The organism is Paenibacillus sp. HJGM_3 (assembly GCF_045062745.1).
In the GTDB taxonomy this organism is placed as follows: domain Bacteria; phylum Bacillota; class Bacilli; order Paenibacillales; family NBRC-103111; genus Paenibacillus_AA.
Window position 1 is genome coordinate 44,134 of record NZ_JBJGED010000042.1, and the last position, 19,179, is coordinate 63,312.

Annotated in this window: 16 protein-coding genes and 2 riboswitches; of the genes, 7 read left to right on the forward strand and 9 right to left on the reverse strand. The window is 55.9% G+C overall.

The features are described from left to right. Positions 1 to 134: 134 nt before the first annotated feature. On the forward strand, positions 135 to 1,676 hold the full coding sequence (locus ACI5FR_RS31120) for a Ppx/GppA phosphatase family protein (protein ID WP_405461771.1): 1,542 nt from the start codon (positions 135 to 137) through the stop codon (positions 1,674 to 1,676). On the opposite strand, the gene ppk1 is transcribed toward ACI5FR_RS31120, so the two are convergent. After that, positions 1,651 to 3,756, reverse strand: coding sequence for a polyphosphate kinase 1 (gene ppk1 / locus ACI5FR_RS31125; protein WP_405461772.1), 2,106 nt, complete (start codon positions 3,754 to 3,756; stop codon positions 1,651 to 1,653). The two genes, ACI5FR_RS31120 and ppk1, sit on opposite strands and share 26 nt — an antisense overlap. A gap of 166 nt (positions 3,757 to 3,922) precedes the next feature. On the opposite strand from ppk1, the gene ACI5FR_RS31130 reads away from it, so the two are divergent. The 4 genes from ACI5FR_RS31130 to ACI5FR_RS31145 all read left to right on the forward strand — a co-directional run bounded on the left by ACI5FR_RS31130 (position 3,923) and on the right by ACI5FR_RS31145 (position 8,155). Further along, positions 3,923 to 5,005 (forward strand): YheC/YheD family endospore coat-associated protein, encoded by a 1,083-nt coding sequence (locus tag ACI5FR_RS31130; protein WP_405461774.1) that lies wholly within the window; start codon positions 3,923 to 3,925, stop codon positions 5,003 to 5,005. A 130-nt stretch (positions 5,006 to 5,135) separates the two neighbouring features. Further along, positions 5,136 to 6,203 (forward strand): NlpC/P60 family protein, encoded by a 1,068-nt coding sequence (locus tag ACI5FR_RS31135; protein ID WP_405461776.1) that lies wholly within the window; start codon positions 5,136 to 5,138, stop codon positions 6,201 to 6,203. Positions 6,204 to 6,339: 136 nt separating this feature from the next. Continuing rightward, positions 6,340 to 6,478, forward strand: a riboswitch (cyclic di-AMP (ydaO/yuaA leader). A gap of 5 nt (positions 6,479 to 6,483) precedes the next feature. Next, complete coding sequence (locus tag ACI5FR_RS31140) at positions 6,484 to 7,305, forward strand: NlpC/P60 family protein (protein WP_405461778.1); 822 nt, start codon at positions 6,484 to 6,486, stop codon at positions 7,303 to 7,305. A 141-nt stretch (positions 7,306 to 7,446) separates the two neighbouring features. Beyond that, positions 7,447 to 7,585, forward strand: a riboswitch (cyclic di-AMP (ydaO/yuaA leader). 6 nt (positions 7,586 to 7,591) lie between these two features. Then, a complete protein-coding gene (locus ACI5FR_RS31145; RefSeq protein ID WP_405461779.1) occupies positions 7,592 to 8,155 on the forward strand; it encodes a C40 family peptidase in 564 nt (187 codons plus the stop codon). A 96-nt stretch (positions 8,156 to 8,251) separates the two neighbouring features. Here ACI5FR_RS31145 and ACI5FR_RS31150 read toward each other — a convergent pair whose 3' ends face one another. Further along, a complete protein-coding gene (locus tag ACI5FR_RS31150) occupies positions 8,252 to 9,352 on the reverse strand; it encodes a CapA family protein (protein WP_405461780.1) in 1,101 nt (366 codons plus the stop codon). Positions 9,353 to 9,570: 218 nt separating this feature from the next. Between ACI5FR_RS31150 and ACI5FR_RS31155 the strand changes: the two genes are divergently transcribed. Further along, complete coding sequence (locus tag ACI5FR_RS31155) at positions 9,571 to 10,359, forward strand: YheC/YheD family protein (RefSeq protein WP_405461782.1); 789 nt, start codon at positions 9,571 to 9,573, stop codon at positions 10,357 to 10,359. Positions 10,360 to 10,466: 107 nt separating this feature from the next. After that, complete coding sequence (gene ytvI / locus ACI5FR_RS31160) at positions 10,467 to 11,594, forward strand: sporulation integral membrane protein YtvI (RefSeq protein WP_405461784.1); 1,128 nt, start codon at positions 10,467 to 10,469, stop codon at positions 11,592 to 11,594. 3 nt (positions 11,595 to 11,597) lie between these two features. On the opposite strand, the gene ACI5FR_RS31165 is transcribed toward ytvI, so the two are convergent. From ACI5FR_RS31165 to ACI5FR_RS31195, 7 genes are all read right to left on the reverse strand, one after another. Next, a complete protein-coding gene (locus ACI5FR_RS31165) occupies positions 11,598 to 12,077 on the reverse strand; it encodes an acyl-CoA thioesterase (protein WP_405461786.1) in 480 nt (159 codons plus the stop codon). A gap of 15 nt (positions 12,078 to 12,092) precedes the next feature. Continuing rightward, the gene (locus ACI5FR_RS31170) at positions 12,093 to 12,485 is read right to left on the reverse strand and encodes an FxsA family protein (protein WP_405461787.1); all 393 of its coding nucleotides are present in this window, start codon (positions 12,483 to 12,485) and stop codon (positions 12,093 to 12,095) included. Positions 12,486 to 13,798: 1,313 nt separating this feature from the next. Next, on the reverse strand, positions 13,799 to 15,553 hold the full coding sequence (gene pyk / locus ACI5FR_RS31175; RefSeq protein WP_405461789.1) for a pyruvate kinase: 1,755 nt from the start codon (positions 15,551 to 15,553) through the stop codon (positions 13,799 to 13,801). Positions 15,554 to 15,736: 183 nt separating this feature from the next. Continuing rightward, entirely contained in the window at positions 15,737 to 16,711 is a 975-nt protein-coding gene (locus ACI5FR_RS31180; RefSeq protein ID WP_405461791.1) for an acetyl-CoA carboxylase carboxyltransferase subunit alpha, read from the reverse strand. Then, positions 16,704 to 17,576, reverse strand: coding sequence for an acetyl-CoA carboxylase, carboxyltransferase subunit beta (accD, locus tag ACI5FR_RS31185; protein WP_405461792.1), 873 nt, complete (start codon positions 17,574 to 17,576; stop codon positions 16,704 to 16,706). The genes ACI5FR_RS31180 and accD overlap by 8 nt, the downstream gene beginning before the upstream one ends. A 49-nt stretch (positions 17,577 to 17,625) precedes the next feature. Continuing rightward, positions 17,626 to 17,814 carry a glutamate decarboxylase gene (locus tag ACI5FR_RS31190; RefSeq protein WP_405461793.1) on the reverse strand — a complete coding sequence of 63 codons (189 nt, stop codon included), beginning with the start codon at positions 17,812 to 17,814 and terminating at the stop codon, positions 17,626 to 17,628. 200 nt (positions 17,815 to 18,014) lie between these two features. Continuing rightward, entirely contained in the window at positions 18,015 to 18,512 is a 498-nt protein-coding gene (locus ACI5FR_RS31195) for a phosphatidylglycerophosphatase A family protein (protein WP_405461795.1), read from the reverse strand. Positions 18,513 to 19,179: the final 667 nt, after the last annotated feature.

The window sequence follows — 19,179 nt, forward strand, 5'->3', positions numbered from 1 at the left end:
ATGCTTATCAGGTTCTATGATAAATGATTTTTGGCAAGAAGTGAAGAAAAGGAGGCATAAAACTTCATTATCAGCACCATAAAGTTTTTTTTGGTAGAATATACATATATAATGACGGCTGGAGGCTAATTTTGATGAAAAGCAAGCGCAGCGGCATCCTAGACATCGGTTCCAACTCCATTCGGCTCGTCATTTACGAGCAAATCGGCCCTCACGCCCACCGGGTGATCGACGAGAGCAAGCAATCCGCCCGACTGAGCGGAAAGGTCGAACCCGACGGCTCGATTCCGCTGGACAAGCTGGATGCCGTCATTCGTACTCTGAACGACTTTCAATTGCTAAGCCGCCTGCATGGCGTAGAGTCCATCCGGGCGGTTGCGACGGCGGCGATCCGCAATGCGGCCAACTCGCGGGACATCGTGGATCATCTCGAGCAGCGCACCGGACTTACGATCGAGGTGTTGTCCGGGCAAGAGGAAGCCCGGATCGGCTTCCTCGGCATGATCAATACATTCGACATCCAGGACGGCTTCGTCATCGATATTGGAGGCGGCAGCACGGAGATCTCGATCTTCTCTGGACGCCGCCTCCGACACAGCGTCTCGCTGCCGTTCGGGGCCGTGAACATGGCCCAGCGGTTCAACGACGCGGACGGCTGTATCGGCGAGGACGAAGCCGCCGCGCTGCGGGCGCTCGTCGAGCGGACGCTGGCGGCCGAGACTTGGCTGCGCCGCGCCGCCGATGCCGCGCTCCCCCTCATCGGTCTGGGGGGTACCATTCGCTCACTGTGTAAAATCGACCAAAAGCGTCGCAAATATGCATGGGACACCGCCCACAACTATGAAATGAGCGCCGAGGCGATGGACGAGCTGGTGCAATGGCTGCCGACCCTCCCCGCAGAGAAGCGCAAAAAGGTGGACGGCCTGTCCGGAGACCGGTCCGACATCATCGCTGCCGGGCTGCTCATCCTCCATACCGTGTTCAACTATATAGGCGCCTCTCATTATTTGGTCAGCGGCGCGGGCCTGCGCGACGGGTTGTTCTTCGAAACGGAATATCCGGACACGCCGATCGTGCCCGATGTGCTCGACTACAGCGTGCGCAACCTGCTGGCGCTGCATCCGTCCGTGCCGATGCCTCATGTAGAGCAGGTGCATCGTCTGGCCACCCGGCTGTTCGACGACATGGGCCTGCACCGGATGTTCGGTGACCGGGCCCGGCGATACATCCAGACGGCCGCCCTGCTATACCGGATCGGAGTCACGGTCCATTACTACAGTTATTACAAGCATACGTTCTACGTGATGGCGCACTCCCGGATCGACGGGCTGTCCCACCGGGAGACCCTGCTGTGCGCGCTTATCGCTTCCTACAAATCCAGGAACCGCAGCCGTCAGCTGCTGCTGCCTTACAAGGAGCTGCTCGGGGGTACCGATCTCCTCATGATCGACCGGCTTGGCTCCCTCCTGCGGCTCGCCATCGCCCTGGACCGCAGCGAGACGCAGCCGATTCGCGAGCTGCAGGCGCGATACGGCGCCAAGATGACGCTGGAGCTGCGCTGGGAGTGCGCGCATACTCCGCTCATCGAGGTGCGGGAGCTGGAGCAGGTGCAGAAGGAGCTGTTCAAGGCGTGGGGCCTGCGGCTGAAGGTTACGGACGCCACTGCTTCCACGTGACGACGTCCAGCGCCTCGAATTGGCTCCGGAACGGCGTCAGCGCATTGTTCGCGCGAACGTATTGACCGTTCGGCTGCAGCTGCCGGGCCTTCACGTTATCCATCAGGCTCAGGCGCAAAATCTGCAACACGATGTCCCGCAGTCTGAGGTCGACGACCGGGCACATCAACTCGATGCGCCGGGTCAGGTTGCGGGTCATCCAATCCGCGCTCGACAGCCACACCTGCGGCTCCCCTCCATTGTCGAAGCTGAACAGCCGGGAATGCTCGAGGAACCGGTCCACGATGCTGCGAACCGTAATGTTCTCGCTAAGTCCCGGCACGCCGGGCTTCAGGCAGCAGACGCCGCGCACGATGAGGTCGATCTTCACCCCCGCCTGGGAGGCGGCGTACAGCTCATCGACCATCTCCTGGTGTGACAGGGCGTTCATCTTCGCGATGATGCGGGCCGGCCGGCCCGCGGCCGCATGCTCCGCCTCCCGCCGGATAAGGGCGAACAGCTTCGCCTTCATATCGGCTGGGGCGACGCCGAACGCCTTCCAATCGTGCGGCGTGGAGTAGCCGGTCATTTCATTGAAGAGGACGGTGGCGTCGTCCCCTACGTCCGGGTGTGTGGTGAACAGCCCGATGTCCGTGTACAGCCGGGCGGTGCTGCCGTTGTAGTTGCCCGTCCCCACGTGCACGTAGCGGCGCAGCCCGTCTTCCTCCTGGCGGACGACAAGCGTGATCTTCGCATGCGTCTTCAGGCCGACGAGTCCGTATACGACATGGCACCCGGCCTTCTCCAGCTTGCGCGCCCAGGCGATGTTGCGCTCTTCGTCGAAGCGCGCCTTCAGTTCGACGACGACCGTCACTTGCTTGCCCGCCTCGGCCGCCCGCGCAAGCGACTGGACGAGCGCGGAATTGCCGCTCACCCGGTACAGCGTCATCTTGATCGCCATCACGGCCGGATCGGTGGCCGCTTGCTCGAGGAAATCGTCGACCGCGGCGAACGATTCGTACGGGTGGTACAGGAGCATGTCCCCGGTGCGGAGCGCCTCGAACAGATCGTCGGTCTCCTCGAATTCTCGAGGGTACCCCGGCTCCAGCTTCGGATACCGGAATGCGTCGAAGCCCGGCAGCGTCGCCGCGAATTTCATCAGGAAGCTCAGATCGAGCGGACCCTCGATCAGGAATGTATTGTCGGCGATCTCCAGCTCCTCCTTCAGCAAGTCCAAGGCGTAGGGATGAATCCCCTTCGCGGCCTCAAGCCTTACCGGGGAGCCCCAGCGCCGGCGGCGCAGCTCCTTCTCGATCTCCTCCAGCAAGTCCTCCGCGCCTTCCTCATTCAGCGTCAAGTCGGCATTGCGAGTCAGCCGGAACGGATGCACCGCCAGCGCCGTATAACCGGCGAACAGCGACTGGATATGCGTCTCGATCAAGTCCTCCAGCATGATATACGTCATCTTCACGCTGTTCGAACGGCCCGGAACCTGTATCGTGCGAGACAAGTTCGACGGCACCTGCACGATGGCGAAGTACGGCTCTTCGTCTTCCCGATCCCTTTCCTTCTGCAGCACGACAGCCAGATACAGATGCAGGCTGTGCACCAACGGGAACGGCCGGCTCTGATCGACCGCCATCGGCGTCAGCACCGGATAGACGATATCGTGGTAATACCGGTCCATCTGCTTCTTCTGGCTCGCGTTGAGATCGTCGTAGGCGGCGAACACGAGTCCTTCCTTCCCCAGCGTGCGCGTCAGCTCCCGGTACGTCCTGTACTGGTCCTGCACCATGTTGCCCGTCCGTTTCCGGATGCGGCGCAACAGCCCGTCCGGCGTATAGCCGGTGAAATCCGCCTTGTTGTATCCCGCCTTCACTTGATCGGTCAGTCCGGCTGCGCGCACGCTCATGAATTCGTCCAGATTCGTGGACACGATGGACAGGAACTTGATTCGCTCCAAGAGCGGCGTAGACCCGTCCTGCGCTTCCTCTAGCACCCGGCGATTGAATTCGATCCAGCTGAGATCGCGGTTTATGTACTTGGCGGTTTGCGGCTGTTTCGGCTTTGACGGCTTCCCTTCCATCATCACATTCCCCATATCCGTTCCTCCGTCCATGTTCGTACGTGTCTTCCCTTCCTACATTATGGAGCGGAAATGTTATCGCTATTTAAAAGTTTTGTTAAATCGTTGCCCCCCAATTTCAGGTACTCTTTCGGATCAGGGCGAATAGGATGAAGCAAGTTTGACTTAAAGGAGCACCCGCATGAGCGATTTATTGGGCATCATGACACACCGGATCAAGCATCCGGACAGTTTACGGCGCCATGCTCGCGCCGCGATCGCGGAACAATTCGGCGGAGTTGTCGCGTATACCCCGGAGGATGTCGACTTGGAGCGCGGGCTGATCCGCGGCTATGTGTTCCGGGGCGACACGTGGCGCAGACAAATCACGTCGTACCCGAAGATGAATATGGACATCGGCTTCTATCAGACGCCGGCTTCGATTGGGAAAGCCGGCCGCGTCAAGAAGACCAAGCAGATCCGCTTCACCGGCTACGGGCTGGGCAATAAGTGGAAGATTCAAAGCCATCTGCTGGAGTCCGACTTCCTGAAACCCTACTTGCTGCCCACCGAACAGGTCAAAACGTCCCAACAGTTCATCCAATTTTTGAAAAAACACGGGCGCATCATGCTGAAGCCCATTAACGGCTGGGGCGGCCGCGGCATCGTCAAGGTCATCCTGGACGAAGACCGGTTCACCGTGCACCAGAACGGCAAACCTACGCTGCGCTTGCCCTTGGAACGGCTCGGCCCCTACATTCGCGGTGTGCTTAAGAACGGCGGCCGGCATATAATGCAAAAATGGATCGACATTCGCAACCAGAACGGGCAAGTGTTCGACATCCGGGCGCTGATGCAGAAAAACAGCAAAGGGGCTTGGCAATTAACGGGAACGGCCGTCCGCGAAGGAAGGAAGCAGTCGATTACGTCCAACATCAAGAGCGGCGGCAGCGCGTACGAAGCGGGCAGTTATCTGAAAAAGGAGTTCGGCGAGGAGAAAGGGGAAGCGTTAACCAAATCCATCACCGAGGTGTCGAATTATATCCCGGAGTTCACGGAAAAATCCTACATGAAACGTCTGACCGAGCTGGGTATCGATCTCGCCGTCGACAAATCCGGGAAGCTGTGGCTGCTCGAGATCAACATTAAGCCCGGAAGGGCCGTCATTCGGCAAGTCTATGGCAAAAAAGCGTGGGAGCAAAGCTTCCAAAGACCGTTTCAATATGCCCGGGATTTATACAAGAAGGAAGTCGAATCCTTACGGGAACCCCAGAAAGTGACATAAGCCTTCTCTCGTCCGGTCCAGACCGCAACGCGCGCCGTTGCGGTCTTTTATTGGTTAGAAGTACCAGTGAAATCGTTTAGTCAACCTTGGTATGATGGTACTATCAACCAAATGAGGAGCTGACTACATATTGAAGAAAAAGATTGCTAGCCTCACGCTAGCCATGACGCTGGGGCTTACAGCTGTAGCCACTGGTATTGCTTCTGCAAGCGCATCCACGACAACTTCTGCCGCTATTACCAAGTATAACCAATATATCCATGCGGACAGCTATGTGAAGGACGAGCTGTACAACGTGGCGGACTTCCGCCAGAAATACGCGAGCTTGTCCGGGACGCTTGCCTATCAAATCGTAGACCGCGCCATCTGGTATATGGAGAATGGCTATATGGTGTACGGCCACGGCTCGGACGCTTACGGCAAGTACGGATATGAGGATTGCTCCGGCTTCACCCGGCTCGTATTCGGAGATTTCGGGTTCAGCATTACGGGGGCTTCGGCTAGCTATGATACTGTCGGCACGAAAGTACAAGGCGTAGGAAAAAAGCAAGTGAACGGAAAGTGGCAACTGACCGGCATTGAAAACTTGCGCATCGGCGACATTTTGACGTGGAAACAAAACGACACCATCTCCCACGTCGCCATCTATATGGGAACGAATCGGGATGGACAACCTGTCGTGATCGGGACAAGAGCAGATGGAAACCCTACGGCTCTCGGCACAGTGGACGGCTGGGGCTACTGGTGGGGGGAAAAGTTCAACTCCGCGAGACGCGTGCTGCCTGACGATGCGATCAAGGGGATGGCGGGACATACGGCCAAAGCGCCGGTTATTCCGAATTCGTACGTCCTTCCGCCGCAGAAGCCCGTTCCGCAGTGGACGCCTCCTACAGGGGGGCAAACGCAACCGACGCCGCAGCCGACACCACAGCCACAGCCTTCACCATCGCCACAGCCGACACCATCGCCGCAGCCTAGCCAACCGCAAGCCAAAAAACAGTATGTCGTTACGCAGCACGGATGGGTGGGCCTGAAAGCTTCCGCAAGCTTGAGCTCCGCGGATGTCGGACGTCTGCAGCTCGGCCAAAAAGCCGAATTGATCAAAAAAGCGAACTCGTATTGGTATCAAATCAAGTGGAATGGAAAGACCGTTTACATAACGACCAACAGCAAGTATACGAAAGTGATCACCGAGTAAATAGCATCCTATTTTAACAGTAAAAGCTTAATTTAACATTAACCTGGAAACATTTGCGTCATGAATGCCCAATTCTCCCATGTTAGAATAAAAACGTTTCCAACCAATCTCAATCATTCAATAGGATTGGAAGCAAAACTAGAATAGGCCGAAGCTTCTTATAAAAAAGCACGGGGGACCCATTCCTATATGGGGTGAAGCCGCAAGAGCGGCAGGGTGATTACTCTTTGACCCTAATCCGACAGCTAACCTCGCAGGCCGCGAAAAGGAGAGGATTTACTTGAATCGCTTTGCGAAAGTAGTGTTGACAGGTGCCTTGGCACTGAGCCCCATCATCGGAGCCGTCTCCGTTTCCGCTGAAACGGCAGCGCCGACAGACACTCTGGCTGTTAGCAGCCAATTGGCTGTAGCCGCAGCTTCAGCAGACGCCAAACGGGAAAAAGTAGTCCAAACTGCACTATCCTTGAAAGGCCAAGTCCAATATGTAAATTGGCGGAACCGGCAAGAAGCCCACGCGCCGTACAAGACGGACTGCTCCGGGTTTACGTACCTGGTGTACCGACTGGCTAACGTTGGCGTAGGTTTGGTCAACAAGGACGATGACTCTCAAGCCAAAGTAGGGACGAAAGTGGCATGGGGCAACTTCAAAAAAGGCGATTTGATTTTCTTCGGCAATATCGGCAGCTCCAAGAGCTTGAGCGATGTAGGCCATGTCGGGATCTACATTGGCGACGGGAAGATGATACACAACGCCAACGGCAGCAAAGACGTCGTCATTTCGGACATTTATAACAGCAGCTATTACAAGAGCAGATTCTCTGTTGCTAGACGCGTCATTAATGACACGCAACAATCGCAACCGTCGCCACAGCCGCAGCCAAGTACGCCGCAAGCGAAGAAACAATATGTCGTTACGGACCACGGATGGGTTGGCTTAAAAGCTGCCGCAAGTCTGAACTCGGCTGATATGGGTAGGCTGCAATTAGGTGAGAAGGCCGAATTGATCAAAAAAGCGAACTCGTATTGGTACCAAGTCAAGGTGAATGGGAAAACGCTTTACATTACTACAAACAGCAAATATACGAAAGTGATCACGCAGTAAGAAGCATGCTATTTTAACAGCGAATGCTTAATTTATCATTAAACTGGAAACATTTACGCCATGAATTTGTCCTTTCTCGCATGTTAGAATGAAAAAGCTTCATCAAACCTCGATCGAATCGATAGGTTGGAAGCAAAAATTCTAATATAAAGGCCGAAGCTTGACATAAAAAAGCACGGGGGACCCATTTAACTATGGGGTGAAGCCGCATGAGCGGCAGGGTGATTACTCTTTGACCCTAATCCGACAGCTAACCTCGCAGGCCGCGAAAAGGAGAGGATTTATTTTGAATCGCTTTGCGAAAGTAGTGTTGACAGGTGCTCTGGCACTGAGTCCTATCATCGGAGCCGTTTCGGTTTCCGCTGAAACCGCAGCGCCTACGGACACCGTGGCAGCAAGCAGCCAATTGGCTGTAGCCGCAACTTCGGCAGACGCCAAGCGGAACAAAGTAGTCCAAACCGCACTGTCCTTGCAAAACAAAGTCCAGTATGTCAATTGGCGGAATCGGCAAGAAGCGCACGCACCGTACAAGACGGACTGCTCCGGGTTTACGTACCTGGTGTACCGACTGGCTAACGTTGGCGTAGGTCTCGTGAACAAGGACGATGACTCTCAAGCTAAAGTAGGGACGAAAGTGGCATGGGGCAACTTCAAAAAAGGCGATTTGATTTTCTTCGGCAACATGGGCAGCTCGCATAGCAAGAGCGACGTAGGTCATGTCGGGATCTACATCGGCGACGGCAAAATGATTCACAACCTCAGCAGCAGCCGAGACGTCACGATTACGAACATCTACAAAAACAGCTACTACAAGAGCAGATTTACCGTTGCAAGACGCGTTATTAACTAAGCAACAAAAGTAAACCAAGCGTCAGCCGCCCGTTCGGGCTGCTGGTGCTTGGTTTTTTTTGTTGCATTAGAGCATTATAAATCCAGGGATCCCCGCTTACAGAACCTTCAATCCGCTTTGGTCCGGATTCAAAGGAATGTGTCTTTTCACGTGCTGGTGCATTTTGGACATGCGTTCCCATTCGCCACCCGACGTGTCCGCAGGCTTCTTAAGCGCGCCCGCTAGCGGTACGACTCGGAAGACCGGCTTATTCCCGGATTTATACACGCGCACCCAGGTTGGAACGAAGTCCACATTCATGATTTGGGTCGTGCCGTCGTCTTGCTTGCGGACATGGATCTGGGTAATGACCCCAGTCAGCGTATGATCGTTTTTGTACAAGCGCGTGGAGATGAAGTTGCCAAGCGAGTACGCGGCAAACTTTTTCTTGCTTGCCCCGGACCGCTCCTTTACTTTATAGAAGACCGCGGGTTGAATTACATGGGAATGGGCGCCCAGAATAATATCCGCCCCATGTTCGAACATTAATTGAACGAGCTTTTTTTGCTCCGGATTGGCCGTTTTGCTGTATTCTCTTCCGAAGTGCATACACGCCACGATGAGATCGACCTCTTTGCTCTTCAGCCGCTTGATGTCTTCGACGATCCGCTTCGGGTCAATCAGGTTCACCGCCCACGCCGAACTTGCGGGCAAGGGCATGCGGTTCGTGCCTTTCGTATAGGCGAGCACCCCGATTTTGATCCCCTTCACCGTTTTGATCAACGTTTCCTGCGACTCGCTCGGCGTGCGTGCGGTACCCGTATGGGCGAGTTGATGCTCGTCGAGCACCTTCAACGTTCGCTTAAGTCCGCTCACGCCATTGTCGATACAATGATTATTGGCCGTGGAGAGCACGTCGAACTTGAGATTTTTCAATGTAGCGGCGAATTGATCCGGACAATTCAGCAGCGGCCACCCTGTCTTCGGGTTCCTCTTGGGTACCGTATAGCCTCCATCGGACCGCGTGGTTGAGGTAGGCCCAGCGAAATTCGTTTCCAGATTGCCTATCGTAAAGTCGGCGTTGCGCAAATACGAGGCCACGGGCTCGAAGATCGGATCGAAGTCATAACGTTTGTCCCCGGAAACCCGAGCCGACGCGATAATACGGCTTTTGATCAACAAGTCCCCCACCGCTGCAATTGTAATGTCAGTACTCATGGCTCATCTCCATTTGTTAGGTCAATATAGACCATCATATGATCCCGGCCCTTGTCCGGCCTTAGATATCCGCCCAGTTTTGGCGGTCTCCCTTTATCCCCCTTACTCCCTATCGGCATGGTACTCTTTTGCGGGGTATGGAATAGGATACAGTACGTCGATAGAAGCCTATTCATCAGACGTGCAACCGTTGTACAGCACACGGAGGAGATCCTACAGTGAATGGAAGAATGCACAATTATCCGGGCAGAAAATGGCTGAAGCACGAGTCGCTCTGGAGCGAAGAGGAGATTCGCCCCCATTTGCCCGAAACGGAGCTGTTTTCGGCAGACTCTTTCACCCGGATGGTCGACAAGCACCCCGTCGTCTTCCTGAAGCCGGACTTGGGCATGAAGGGACAGGGAGTTATAAAAGTAACCAAGGACGGAGACGACATCGTCGTTCGGACAGCTACCAGCACACATACGTACACGACACCGACGGCCGCCGCTCGCAAGCTGGAGCAGCTCATCGGGACTCAGCGCTATCTCGTGCAGCAAGGCGTCGATTTGATCCGGATCAAGGGGCATCCCATTGATTTTCGCCTCCTCCTTCACCTGAAGTCCAATAGGGAATGGAGATTTTTTGGCGTGATGGGGAAGGTCGCCGCGCGCAATCGGTTCGTGACCAATCACGCTCGGGGCGGCAAGGCGCTCGGCCTGCCTCAGGCGCTGTCGCATGCATTCGGCATCACGAAGGAGGAGGAGGCCGAGTGGGATGACCGGATGAAGCAAGTGGCGCTTCGTATCGCGAAGGCGATGAAGAAGCATTTTCCGAATATTACGGAGCTGGGCTTGGATGTAGGCATCGATACGAGCGAGAGAATCTGGCTGATCGAAGCGAATACGAGACCCCACTATCAGCTGTTCCGGCACCACTCGGACCCGACCTTGTTCCGCAAGATCGTGACTTCCGTTCGCGCCCTTCGGGCCCAGCATTTTCGGAAGCTTCCTGCTAAATCGGTTTAAGATGGCTTGAGAGCCGGTCGCCTTGGCGACCGGTTCTTTTTTTGAAGGCGCTGTCGTTTGGTGGTAAAATGAGTCCAAGACGTAATGCAAGAGGGGTAGAGGGAGAGATGGATGCAATCCTGCAGAAGCAGCTGTTGAGGGGGCTTTGGGTCGTCCTGTTGATTGTGGCGGCGGCCGCGTTTGTGTACTTCGTGACGCCGATGGTGTCGCCGTTCCTCATTGGATGGCTGATCGCCTATATTTTGAATCCGCTGGTGAATATGCTGCAGCGGCGGGGGAGAATGCCGCGGTGGCTCGCGGTGACGGTGTCCTTGCTCTTGTTTCTAGGCATTACGGCCACGATCGTCAGCTTACTCGTAACGAATATTGTGTACGAGGTGGCGGACTTGTCTGCTTACATACAAGAAAATATCGAATCGTGGAAAAACAAATTCGTAGATTTCGTGCACTCGGATTACCTGCAAGGCGTAATTGACCAGTTGAACCGATTCTATCTCGAAAATCCGAAGTACCAGAGTACGATCAACGACAACTTGGCCTCGACGGGCGTCAAGCTGGCGAATGCCGGCTCCACGATGATCGGATTCGTGTTGAACGGCATCGTCGGACTGCTGAAATCGCTGCCGAACGTAGCTACGGTGATGCTGATCGCTCTCCTCGCTGCCTTCTTCATCAGCAAAGATTGGTACCGGATTATCGCTCGGGTGAGCTCCTGGTTCCCGAAGCGGCCATTGCAAACGGCAGGCACGATCTGGAGCGACCTGCAAAAAGCGTTGTTCGGCTACGTGCGCGCGCAATTCATTCTGATCTCGATCACCGCCATGTTCGTCATCGTCGGGCTCCTGATCCTCGACGTCCCTTACGCGATCACGATCGGCCTTCTGATCGGCTTCGTCGATCTGCTGCCGTATCTCGGGACGGGGGCGGCGATGGTGCCATGGATTATCTTCGTGTTCGTCCAAGGGAACTTGTACTTAGGCATCGGGCTCAGCATCCTGTACGGGGTCATCCTCGTGGCGAGGAGCTTCCTGGAGCCGAAGGTGCTCGCCAGCAGCATCGGGCTCGATCCGCTGGCGACGCTGATCGCCATGTTCATCGGACTGAAGCTGTTCGGCTTCGTCGGCGTCATCATCGGCCCCGTCACGCTCGTGCTGCTGTCGGCCATCCAACGGGCGAACGTGTTTCAGGATATATGGGGGTATATCAAGCACGGGAAAAATCACGGGGTAGCGTAACGGTTACGGCGGGGCGGCTCGGCCGAACGCTTGACCCAGCAGCTCATACAAATCCGGAGCTTCCTTATGAATGCGGACCGGCTTCCACTCGCGGTTCACCCACAGATGCTTCGTTCCGCCGCTCACCAGCAGCTCGCCGGCCGGCGCGGCGGACGAGCCCACTTCTGCAGCCTCGTCTGCGACCAGCCGCACCTGCGACTCGAACCGCACCGTCAGCGGGCTGAACTCCGCGATGCGCGTCCACACAACGATCGCGTCGTCGTACTTCGCCGGGGCACGGAATTTCGATTCCAGCTCGATCACCGGGAGCAGCAGCCCCCGCCGTTCCAGCTCGCGATAGGGCAAGCCCATCTCCCGGATGAGCTCGGTGCGTCCCCACTCGAACCAGTTCAAGTAATTCGTATGATAGACGACCCCCATCTGATCGGTTTCCTGATACCGGACACGCAGCGGGTGGCTAAACCATCTCGATTGCAGTTCCATCCTCATGAGTGCTCCTCACCAGCGGTAAAATCGGAACGTTCCGCCGTTCGCCAGCTTGCGTCGAAGCCAGGCGTTCAGCGCCTGCCGGAAAATCGGCCGGGTCAGCGGGAAGACGAGCAGCAGGCCCAGCACATCGCTGAGAAAGCCCGGCGCCATCATCATCAAGCCTCCGGCGAAGATGCAGATGCCGTCCAGGATCGACTGCGCCGGCATTTGCCCGGCGGACAGCTGACGTTGCGCGTTCGCCCATACTTTGAGCCCTTCCCGCTTGGCCAGGTAGGCGCCTGCGAACCCGGACAACAACAGCAGCGCGAACGTCTGCCATCCTCCGATCAGCTTGCCGACCTCGAACAAAGCCCAGATCTCGAGCGCGGGTACGACAATGAACAGGATCATAAGTATTCGCAATGTGTTGCCCCCTTCTCGACCAGTCCTTCGTATATCTTCTATTGTACAGGGAAGCTTGGACAAGTTCAAAATGCTGCTTACGGCCACTATCCCCTAGATCGGTTACGCTTCCCCTACTTCTTATAGCCACTATCCCGTTGGCTCAGTCATCGGCGCTTGGCACGGTAACTCTGCCCCCGCTATGCTCACCTGTTCACTCGTTCTATTTGCTACACCCACTTCTTATAGCCACTATCCCCTTCGCTCAGAAACCTTCGTTTGACGTGGTGATGCTGCCTCCGCTTCTTATGGCCACTATCCCGTTGGCTCAGACATCGGCGCTTGGTACAGTGACGCTAACCCCAACCCCAACTAAGCTCGCCAACTCACCCGTTCTATTTGCTCCCCCCGTATCTTATCGCCACTATCCCGTTGGCTCAGTCATCGGCGCTTGGCACGGTGACGCTAACCCCAACTAAGCTCGCCAACTCACCCGTTCTATTGCTCCCCCGCATCTTATCGCCACTATCCCATTGGCTCAGTCATTGGCGCTTGGCACGGTGACTCTGCCCCCTCCCCAGCGTACTCATCACCCTCACCATGTACTAGTTGCAGGATGGGAGCCACGGTAGTAAAGCGAAGTTTACAATTAAGAAGGGTACATTTATAAAAGATCGCCAGATGAGCTCTCTGATATGCGAATAGTAAGGCAAACTTTTGTTAATTGTAAAGGCTGCCTTACTATTAGCAATAGATTGCCTTACAATTGACCGGATAAACCGATACTTCGCACAAAAATTGTTTACCTACCCTGCTTATTTATAAACTTTGGCTAACAGATCCCTTCAGAGGTCCTCGGTCGTGGCGATCCGTTAAGCCGTAAGAGGGCGGGAAAAGACGGAAATGTCGTATAACTGGTTCGAAACCGGGCACATGGTGGGAATAAAACGGAAAAATCGTGTTACTGGTTCAGAACCGGGCGCGTGGCGAGAATAGGACGGAAAAATCGTGTTACTGGCACTGAACCGAGGCGGATCGCGGGAATAAAACGGAAATATCGTGTTACTGGCACTGAACCTAGGCGGACGGCGGAATAAGACGGAAATATCGTGTTACTGGCACTGAACCGAGGCGGACGGCGGGAATAAGGAGGAAATGTCGTGTTACTGGCACTGAACCGAGGCGGATCGCGGGAATAAGACGGAAATGTCGTGTTACTGGTGCGGAACCGGACTAATGGCCGGAATAAGACGGAATAGTCGTGTTACCCAACAGTCCAATAAAAAACAAAACCCGCGCTTTCCTGTGAAGGAAAACGCGGGGAGGTACAGGGATTACAGCACCTTGGCTTGTCCGGTGTAAATGACGCCGATCTCGGAATACACGGTTACTTCCATGCCGTCATGCATGATGTTGAACGCATCGTTCACCCCTACGATGACGGGGATACCGAGGCTCAAGCCCACGACCGCCGCATGCGACGTAATGCCGCCGAGCTCGGTGATGACCGCAGACGCCTGCTCGAAGGCCGGCATGTATTCCTTGTCGGTCATCGTCGTGACGAGAATGGCACCTGGCGTCATCTTCGCGTTTGCCTCATCCGCGGTGCGCGCCACGACGACTTTGCCGGTCGCGGACTGGCTGCCGATGCCTTGTCCCTTGGCGATAAGCTCGCCGACGTGGTGCACCTTCATCAAGTTCGTCGAGCCTGAGCGGCCGACCGGCACACCCGCCGTGATGATGACGAGATCGCCCAACCGGATCAAACCGGCTTTCATCGAATGGTCGACGGCCAGCTGGAACATTTCGTCGGTGTTGCGCGCTTCTTCGCCTTTGATCGGGATTACGCCCCAGATCAGGCACAAGCGGCGCATCACTTGCTCGTTCGGCGTAACCGCCAGGATCGGCGACTTCGGCCGGTATTTGGACACCATCCGAGCGGTATAGCCGCTCTCGGTCGGCGTAATGATCGCTTTGGCATCGAGATCGAGCGCCGAATTCGCCACCGACTGGCTGATCGCCTCGGTGATCGTGCGCTGCTGGGCGGAGCTCTGCTTCATGAACATTTCCCGGTATTCGAGCGCCTGCTCGGCCCGTTCGGCGATACGCGACATCGTCAGTACCGACTCGATCGGGTACTTCCCGGCCGCCGTTTCGCCGGACAGCATGATCGCGCTCGTGCCGTCGAAGATGGCGTTCGCGACGTCGCTCGCCTCCGCGCGCGTAGGGCGAGGGTTGCGCTGCATCGAATCGAGCATCTGCGTGGCGGTGATGACCGGCTTGCCGACGTAGTTGCCCTTGCGGATCATGTTCTTCTGCACGAGCGGCACTTCCTCGGCCGGAATCTCGACCCCGAGGTCGCCCCGCGCAACCATCAGGCCATCGGACACCTCAAGAATCTCGTCGAGGTTGTTCACGCCTTCCTCGTTCTCGATCTTGGAGATGATCTGGATGTGTGGCGCGTTGTATCGCTCCAGCAGCTGTCGAATCTCGAGCACGTCGCTAGCCTTGCGGACGAACGAAGCGGCGATGAAGTCCACGCCCTGCTCGATGCCGAAGATGATGTCGTTCGCGTCCTTCTCGGTAATGCCGGGGAGTGAAATGCTGACGCCCGGGACGTTCACGCCCTTCTTGCTCTTGATCGTGCCGCCGTTCACGATGCGGCATTCGATCTCGCTGGCGTGGATGCCCACGACCGTCAAGCCGATCAAGCCGTCGTCGATCAGAATCGTCGAGCCGACGCGGACGTCCTTCGGCAATTCCTTGTATGTCACCGAGATACGGCGGTTGTCTCCGACAATCTCCTCGGTCGTGAGCGTGAGCAGCTCGTCCTGCACGAGCTCGTACGAGTCCGCCTGCAGCTTGCCCGTGCGAATCTCCGGCCCCTTGGTGTCGAGCAGGATCGCCACCGTGCGGTTCAGCTCCTGGCACGCTTGGCGGATGTTGCGGATCCGGTTGCCGTGCTCCTCGAAATCGCCGTGCGAAAAATTGAGCCGTGCCACATTCATGCCCGCGGTAATCAGTTGCTTTAGCATAGGCAGCGATTCGCTGGACGGCCCGATGGTACATACGATCTTCGTTTTGCGCATTGTTCTAATATCCTCCCACAGTATAAATTCCCCACAAAGCGTTGCGATGTTTCTACGGTGACGACTAATTCTTCGCGGGGACCTCACATGACTACCCCCACGAAGTGCCTTCGTGGGGGCCCGGAAATCTATCCTCTTTGAACCCTTCCGGGGTTGTCTCTTTTGTAAACGCGACTCGCTCGCTTAATGCTGCTCTACGAGCTCTTGCAGGTACGCGACGCGGCCCATTTTTCTGAACTTCTGATACCGGTCGTCCCGCAGCTGCTGCGCCGTCATCGGGAGCAGCGCTTCCAGATGGCGCCAGATCGCTTCCTTCATGAGGACGCTCTGCGACTCCGGATCGCGGTGGGCGCCGCCCTTCGGCTCCTTCACGATCTCATCGATCACGTCCAGCTCCAGCAGGTCGTCGGCCGTAATGCGCATTGCCTCGGCCGCCTTGAGCGACAACGTCGCGTCCTTGAACAGAATCGTGGCGGCGCCTTCCGGACTGATGACGGAATAGACGGAGTTCTCCATCATGAGCACCCGGTTGCCGATGCCAAGGCCGAGCGCGCCGCCGCTGCCGCCCTCGCCGATGACGACGGTCACGATCGGCACGCCGAAGCCGGCCATCTCCATCAAGTTGCGGGCAATCGCTTCGCCGGGTCCGCGTTCCTCCGCTTCCTTCCCGGGGTGCGCGCCCTTCGTATCGAGGAATGTTATGATCGGCCGCTTGAACTTGTTCGCCTGCTGCATGAGGCGCAGCGCCTTGCGGAAGCCTTCCGGATTCGGACTGCCGAAATTGCGGGCGATGTTGTCCTTCGTGTCGACGCCTTTCTGATGGCCGATGACCGTCACCGGGATGCCGTTCAGCTTGGCGATGCCGCCGACGATCGCCAGATCGTCGCCGAACAGGCGGTCTCCGTGGAACTCGATAAAGTCCGTAAAGACGCTCTGAATGTAATCCAACGTTTTGGGCCGCATCGGATGGCGGGCAATCTGCAGCTTCTGCGAAGCGGACATATTCCCGTACATCTCATCCTCCAGCGATGCGAGCCGCTCTTCGAGCTTGGCAATCTCGTCCGAGAAATCAATCTGCTTCTCCACGCCGAACCGGCGAAGCTCCTCGATCTTGGCCTTCAGCTCCGCCAGGGGTCGTTCGAACGGCATCTCAGCCATGTACGCTTGCTCCCTTCGTCCCTACCGTATGCAACTCGAGCAGCTTGGTCAGGGTCGCCCGCATTTCCTTGCGATGCACCACCTTGTCCAATTGTCCATGCTCGAGATTGAATTCCGCCGTCTGGAAATATTCCGGCAGCTTCTGCCGGATCGTCTGCTCCACGACCATCCGTCCGGCGAAACCGAATCGAGCTCCGGGCTCGGCGATGATAATGTCCCCGAGCATCGCGAAGCTGGCCGTGACTCCGCCGTACGTCGGGTCCGTAATGATGGAGATGTACAGCCCTCCGTTTTCGTGAAAACGCGAAATAGCCGCGCTCGTCTTCGCCATCTGCATCAAGCTGAGAATGCTCTCCTGCATTCTAGCGCCGCCCGACGTCGAGAAGATCAAGAGCGGGTAGCCTTTCTTCATCGCCGCTTCTATAGCTCTCGTAATCTTTTCCCCTACAACCGATCCTAGCGTGCCCTGGAAGAAGTCAAATGTAATGACGGCAATCACCACCGGAAAGCCGCCAATCGTCCCTTCCCCCGTCACGACGCCGTCTCGAAGCCCGGTTGCCTCCATCGAGCGGGCGAGCTTTTCCTTGTATCCCTCGAATTCGAGCGGGTCTTCGGACACCATATCGGGGTCGTATTCAAAAATTCGTCCGTCATCCAATGTATATTCGATCCGTTCCATCACGCTCAAGTGATGATGATAGCCGCATTCCGTGCACACCTTCAGGTTTTTCTCCAGCTCTTTGCTGTACTGGATCTTGCTGCACTTCGGGCATTTGCTCATAATGCCTTCGGGAATCTCGCGCTTCGTTTTTTCCGAGGGAATGGTTGCGTACTTCCGCTTCTTCTGAAAAATATCTTTTAACAACTGCTACACCTCACCAATCCGTTATCAGACTGCGCGGCCGAACCGTGAATCATCCGTGTAATATGCCGTTCAACACTTCTTGAACTTCCTCCAGCTCGCCTTCAGGGACCAAAATCTCGAACTGATTCTTCGACAGGCTGATCGGACGCAATTGCACCAGGAATCCTTCCTCCGTCAGCTTATGCTTGATACGCTCTGCGATCTTGGCAGTAGGAGCAATATAAATAACGGTCCACATGGCTATTATAAAAACCTCCCTGACACGCCACTCAAGCCGGTACATTGCCATAATGATAACATATCTGCCTAATCCCCGCAAAGTGAAGGTTGCCTCTGGAATCGAGTCCTATTGCTCTGCGGGGGGCATCAGTATGCGGTTTCGCAACAAAGCGGACTGAGGACATGCCGGGAGGCTGCCCGTGTACCATGTGTGACCCGTCAATTGGTGCTGCCGTCCGAGTAATCGATCACCTTCTTATTCTGATGCGCGATACGCGCCGACGCGGCGGCCGCGAGTCCCGCCACCAGGTCGTCCAAAAAAACGTGAATCTGCGAGCCGTGATTGTTCAGGTCGCGGATAATGCCCATCTTCTTCTTGTCCAAATAGCCGAAGCTCGTCAGCCCGATCATGCCGTAGACGTGCACGATGCCCAGGGCAAGCGTCTCGTCGACGCCGAACAACGGCTCGTCGTGTTCCATAATCGTTTGCAGCGGTTGGGGCAGCTGCTTGCGCTCCGCCATCTCGTCCAGCGCGATGCCCGTGTACAGCGTGAACTGGACCTCCCGCTTGCTCAAAACCGCTAAGACGCTTTCCGCACATTCTTCCTTCGTTAACGTGTCGTTGTACGGCAGCTGCAGCGTCAGGACGATCTCCGCAATATCATTGAGAGTGACGCCGCGTTTGGCGAGCAGTTGCAGGGCCAGTTGATTCGACATGTGCATTCCTCCATCCGTCGTATGACAACCTGTGGTTTTACAAATGTATGCGGGAGGAGGGGCAAATGTTCCATGCTTGACCCTGGGAGCGGTGCGCAAATCGTGTGATTCGGTCGAACCATGGGCTTTGTTGGCGGGAACCGGGCCGCTTGTAAGGCGGAGTTAACAATTTGTAAACGTGAGGCTAATTGGATTAGAAAGGCAAGGTTTACAACTCGTAAACCTGGACTAACTAGTTGGGCGCGGTTTGCGGGGATCTGGCCGGTTAGTAAGGCAAAGTTTACAACTTGTAAACCTGGACTAACTAGTTGGGCGCGGTTTGCGGGGATCTGGCCGGTTAGTAAGGCAAAGTTTACATCTTGTAAACCTGGACTAACTAGTTGGGCGCTGATTGCGGGGATCCGGCCGGTTAGTAAGGCGAAGTTTACATCTTGTAAACCTGGTCTAACTAGTTGGGCGCTGATTGTGGGGATCCGGCCGATTAGTAAGGCAAAGTTTACAACTTGTAAACCTAGACTAACTAAATCCGCCCTGTTTTCCGGTATCCGCTCAGTTAGTAAGGCAAACTTATGTTAATTGTAAAGTCGACCGTTACTACTTAGGTTCCCTTTTCAAACTCCATAATATTGGTTAATAATTCCTAACCAAACCATGGAGCGATGGGGGA

What these genes read in the sequence shown, in the direction of transcription:
- ACI5FR_RS31120 (WP_405461771.1), top strand. Translation starts at nt 135, where the DNA reads ATGAAAAGCAAGCGCAGCGGCATCCTAGACATCGGTTCCAACTCCATT.
- ppk1 (WP_405461772.1), bottom strand. Translation starts at nt 3,756, where the DNA reads ATGGGGAATGTGATGATGGAAGGGAAGCCGTCAAAGCCGAAACAGCCG.
- ACI5FR_RS31130 (WP_405461774.1), top strand. Translation starts at nt 3,923, where the DNA reads ATGAGCGATTTATTGGGCATCATGACACACCGGATCAAGCATCCGGAC.
- ACI5FR_RS31150 (WP_405461780.1), bottom strand. Translation starts at nt 9,352, where the DNA reads ATGAGTACTGACATTACAATTGCAGCGGTGGGGGACTTGTTGATCAAA.
- ytvI (WP_405461784.1), top strand. Translation starts at nt 10,467, where the DNA reads ATGGATGCAATCCTGCAGAAGCAGCTGTTGAGGGGGCTTTGGGTCGTC.
- ACI5FR_RS31165 (WP_405461786.1), bottom strand. Translation starts at nt 12,077, where the DNA reads ATGGAACTGCAATCGAGATGGTTTAGCCACCCGCTGCGTGTCCGGTAT.
- pyk (WP_405461789.1), bottom strand. Translation starts at nt 15,553, where the DNA reads ATGCGCAAAACGAAGATCGTATGTACCATCGGGCCGTCCAGCGAATCG.
- ACI5FR_RS31180 (WP_405461791.1), bottom strand. Translation starts at nt 16,711, where the DNA reads ATGGCTGAGATGCCGTTCGAACGACCCCTGGCGGAGCTGAAGGCCAAG.
- ACI5FR_RS31190 (WP_405461793.1), bottom strand. Translation starts at nt 17,814, where the DNA reads ATGTGGACCGTTATTTATATTGCTCCTACTGCCAAGATCGCAGAGCGT.
- ACI5FR_RS31195 (WP_405461795.1), bottom strand. Translation starts at nt 18,512, where the DNA reads ATGTCGAATCAACTGGCCCTGCAACTGCTCGCCAAACGCGGCGTCACT.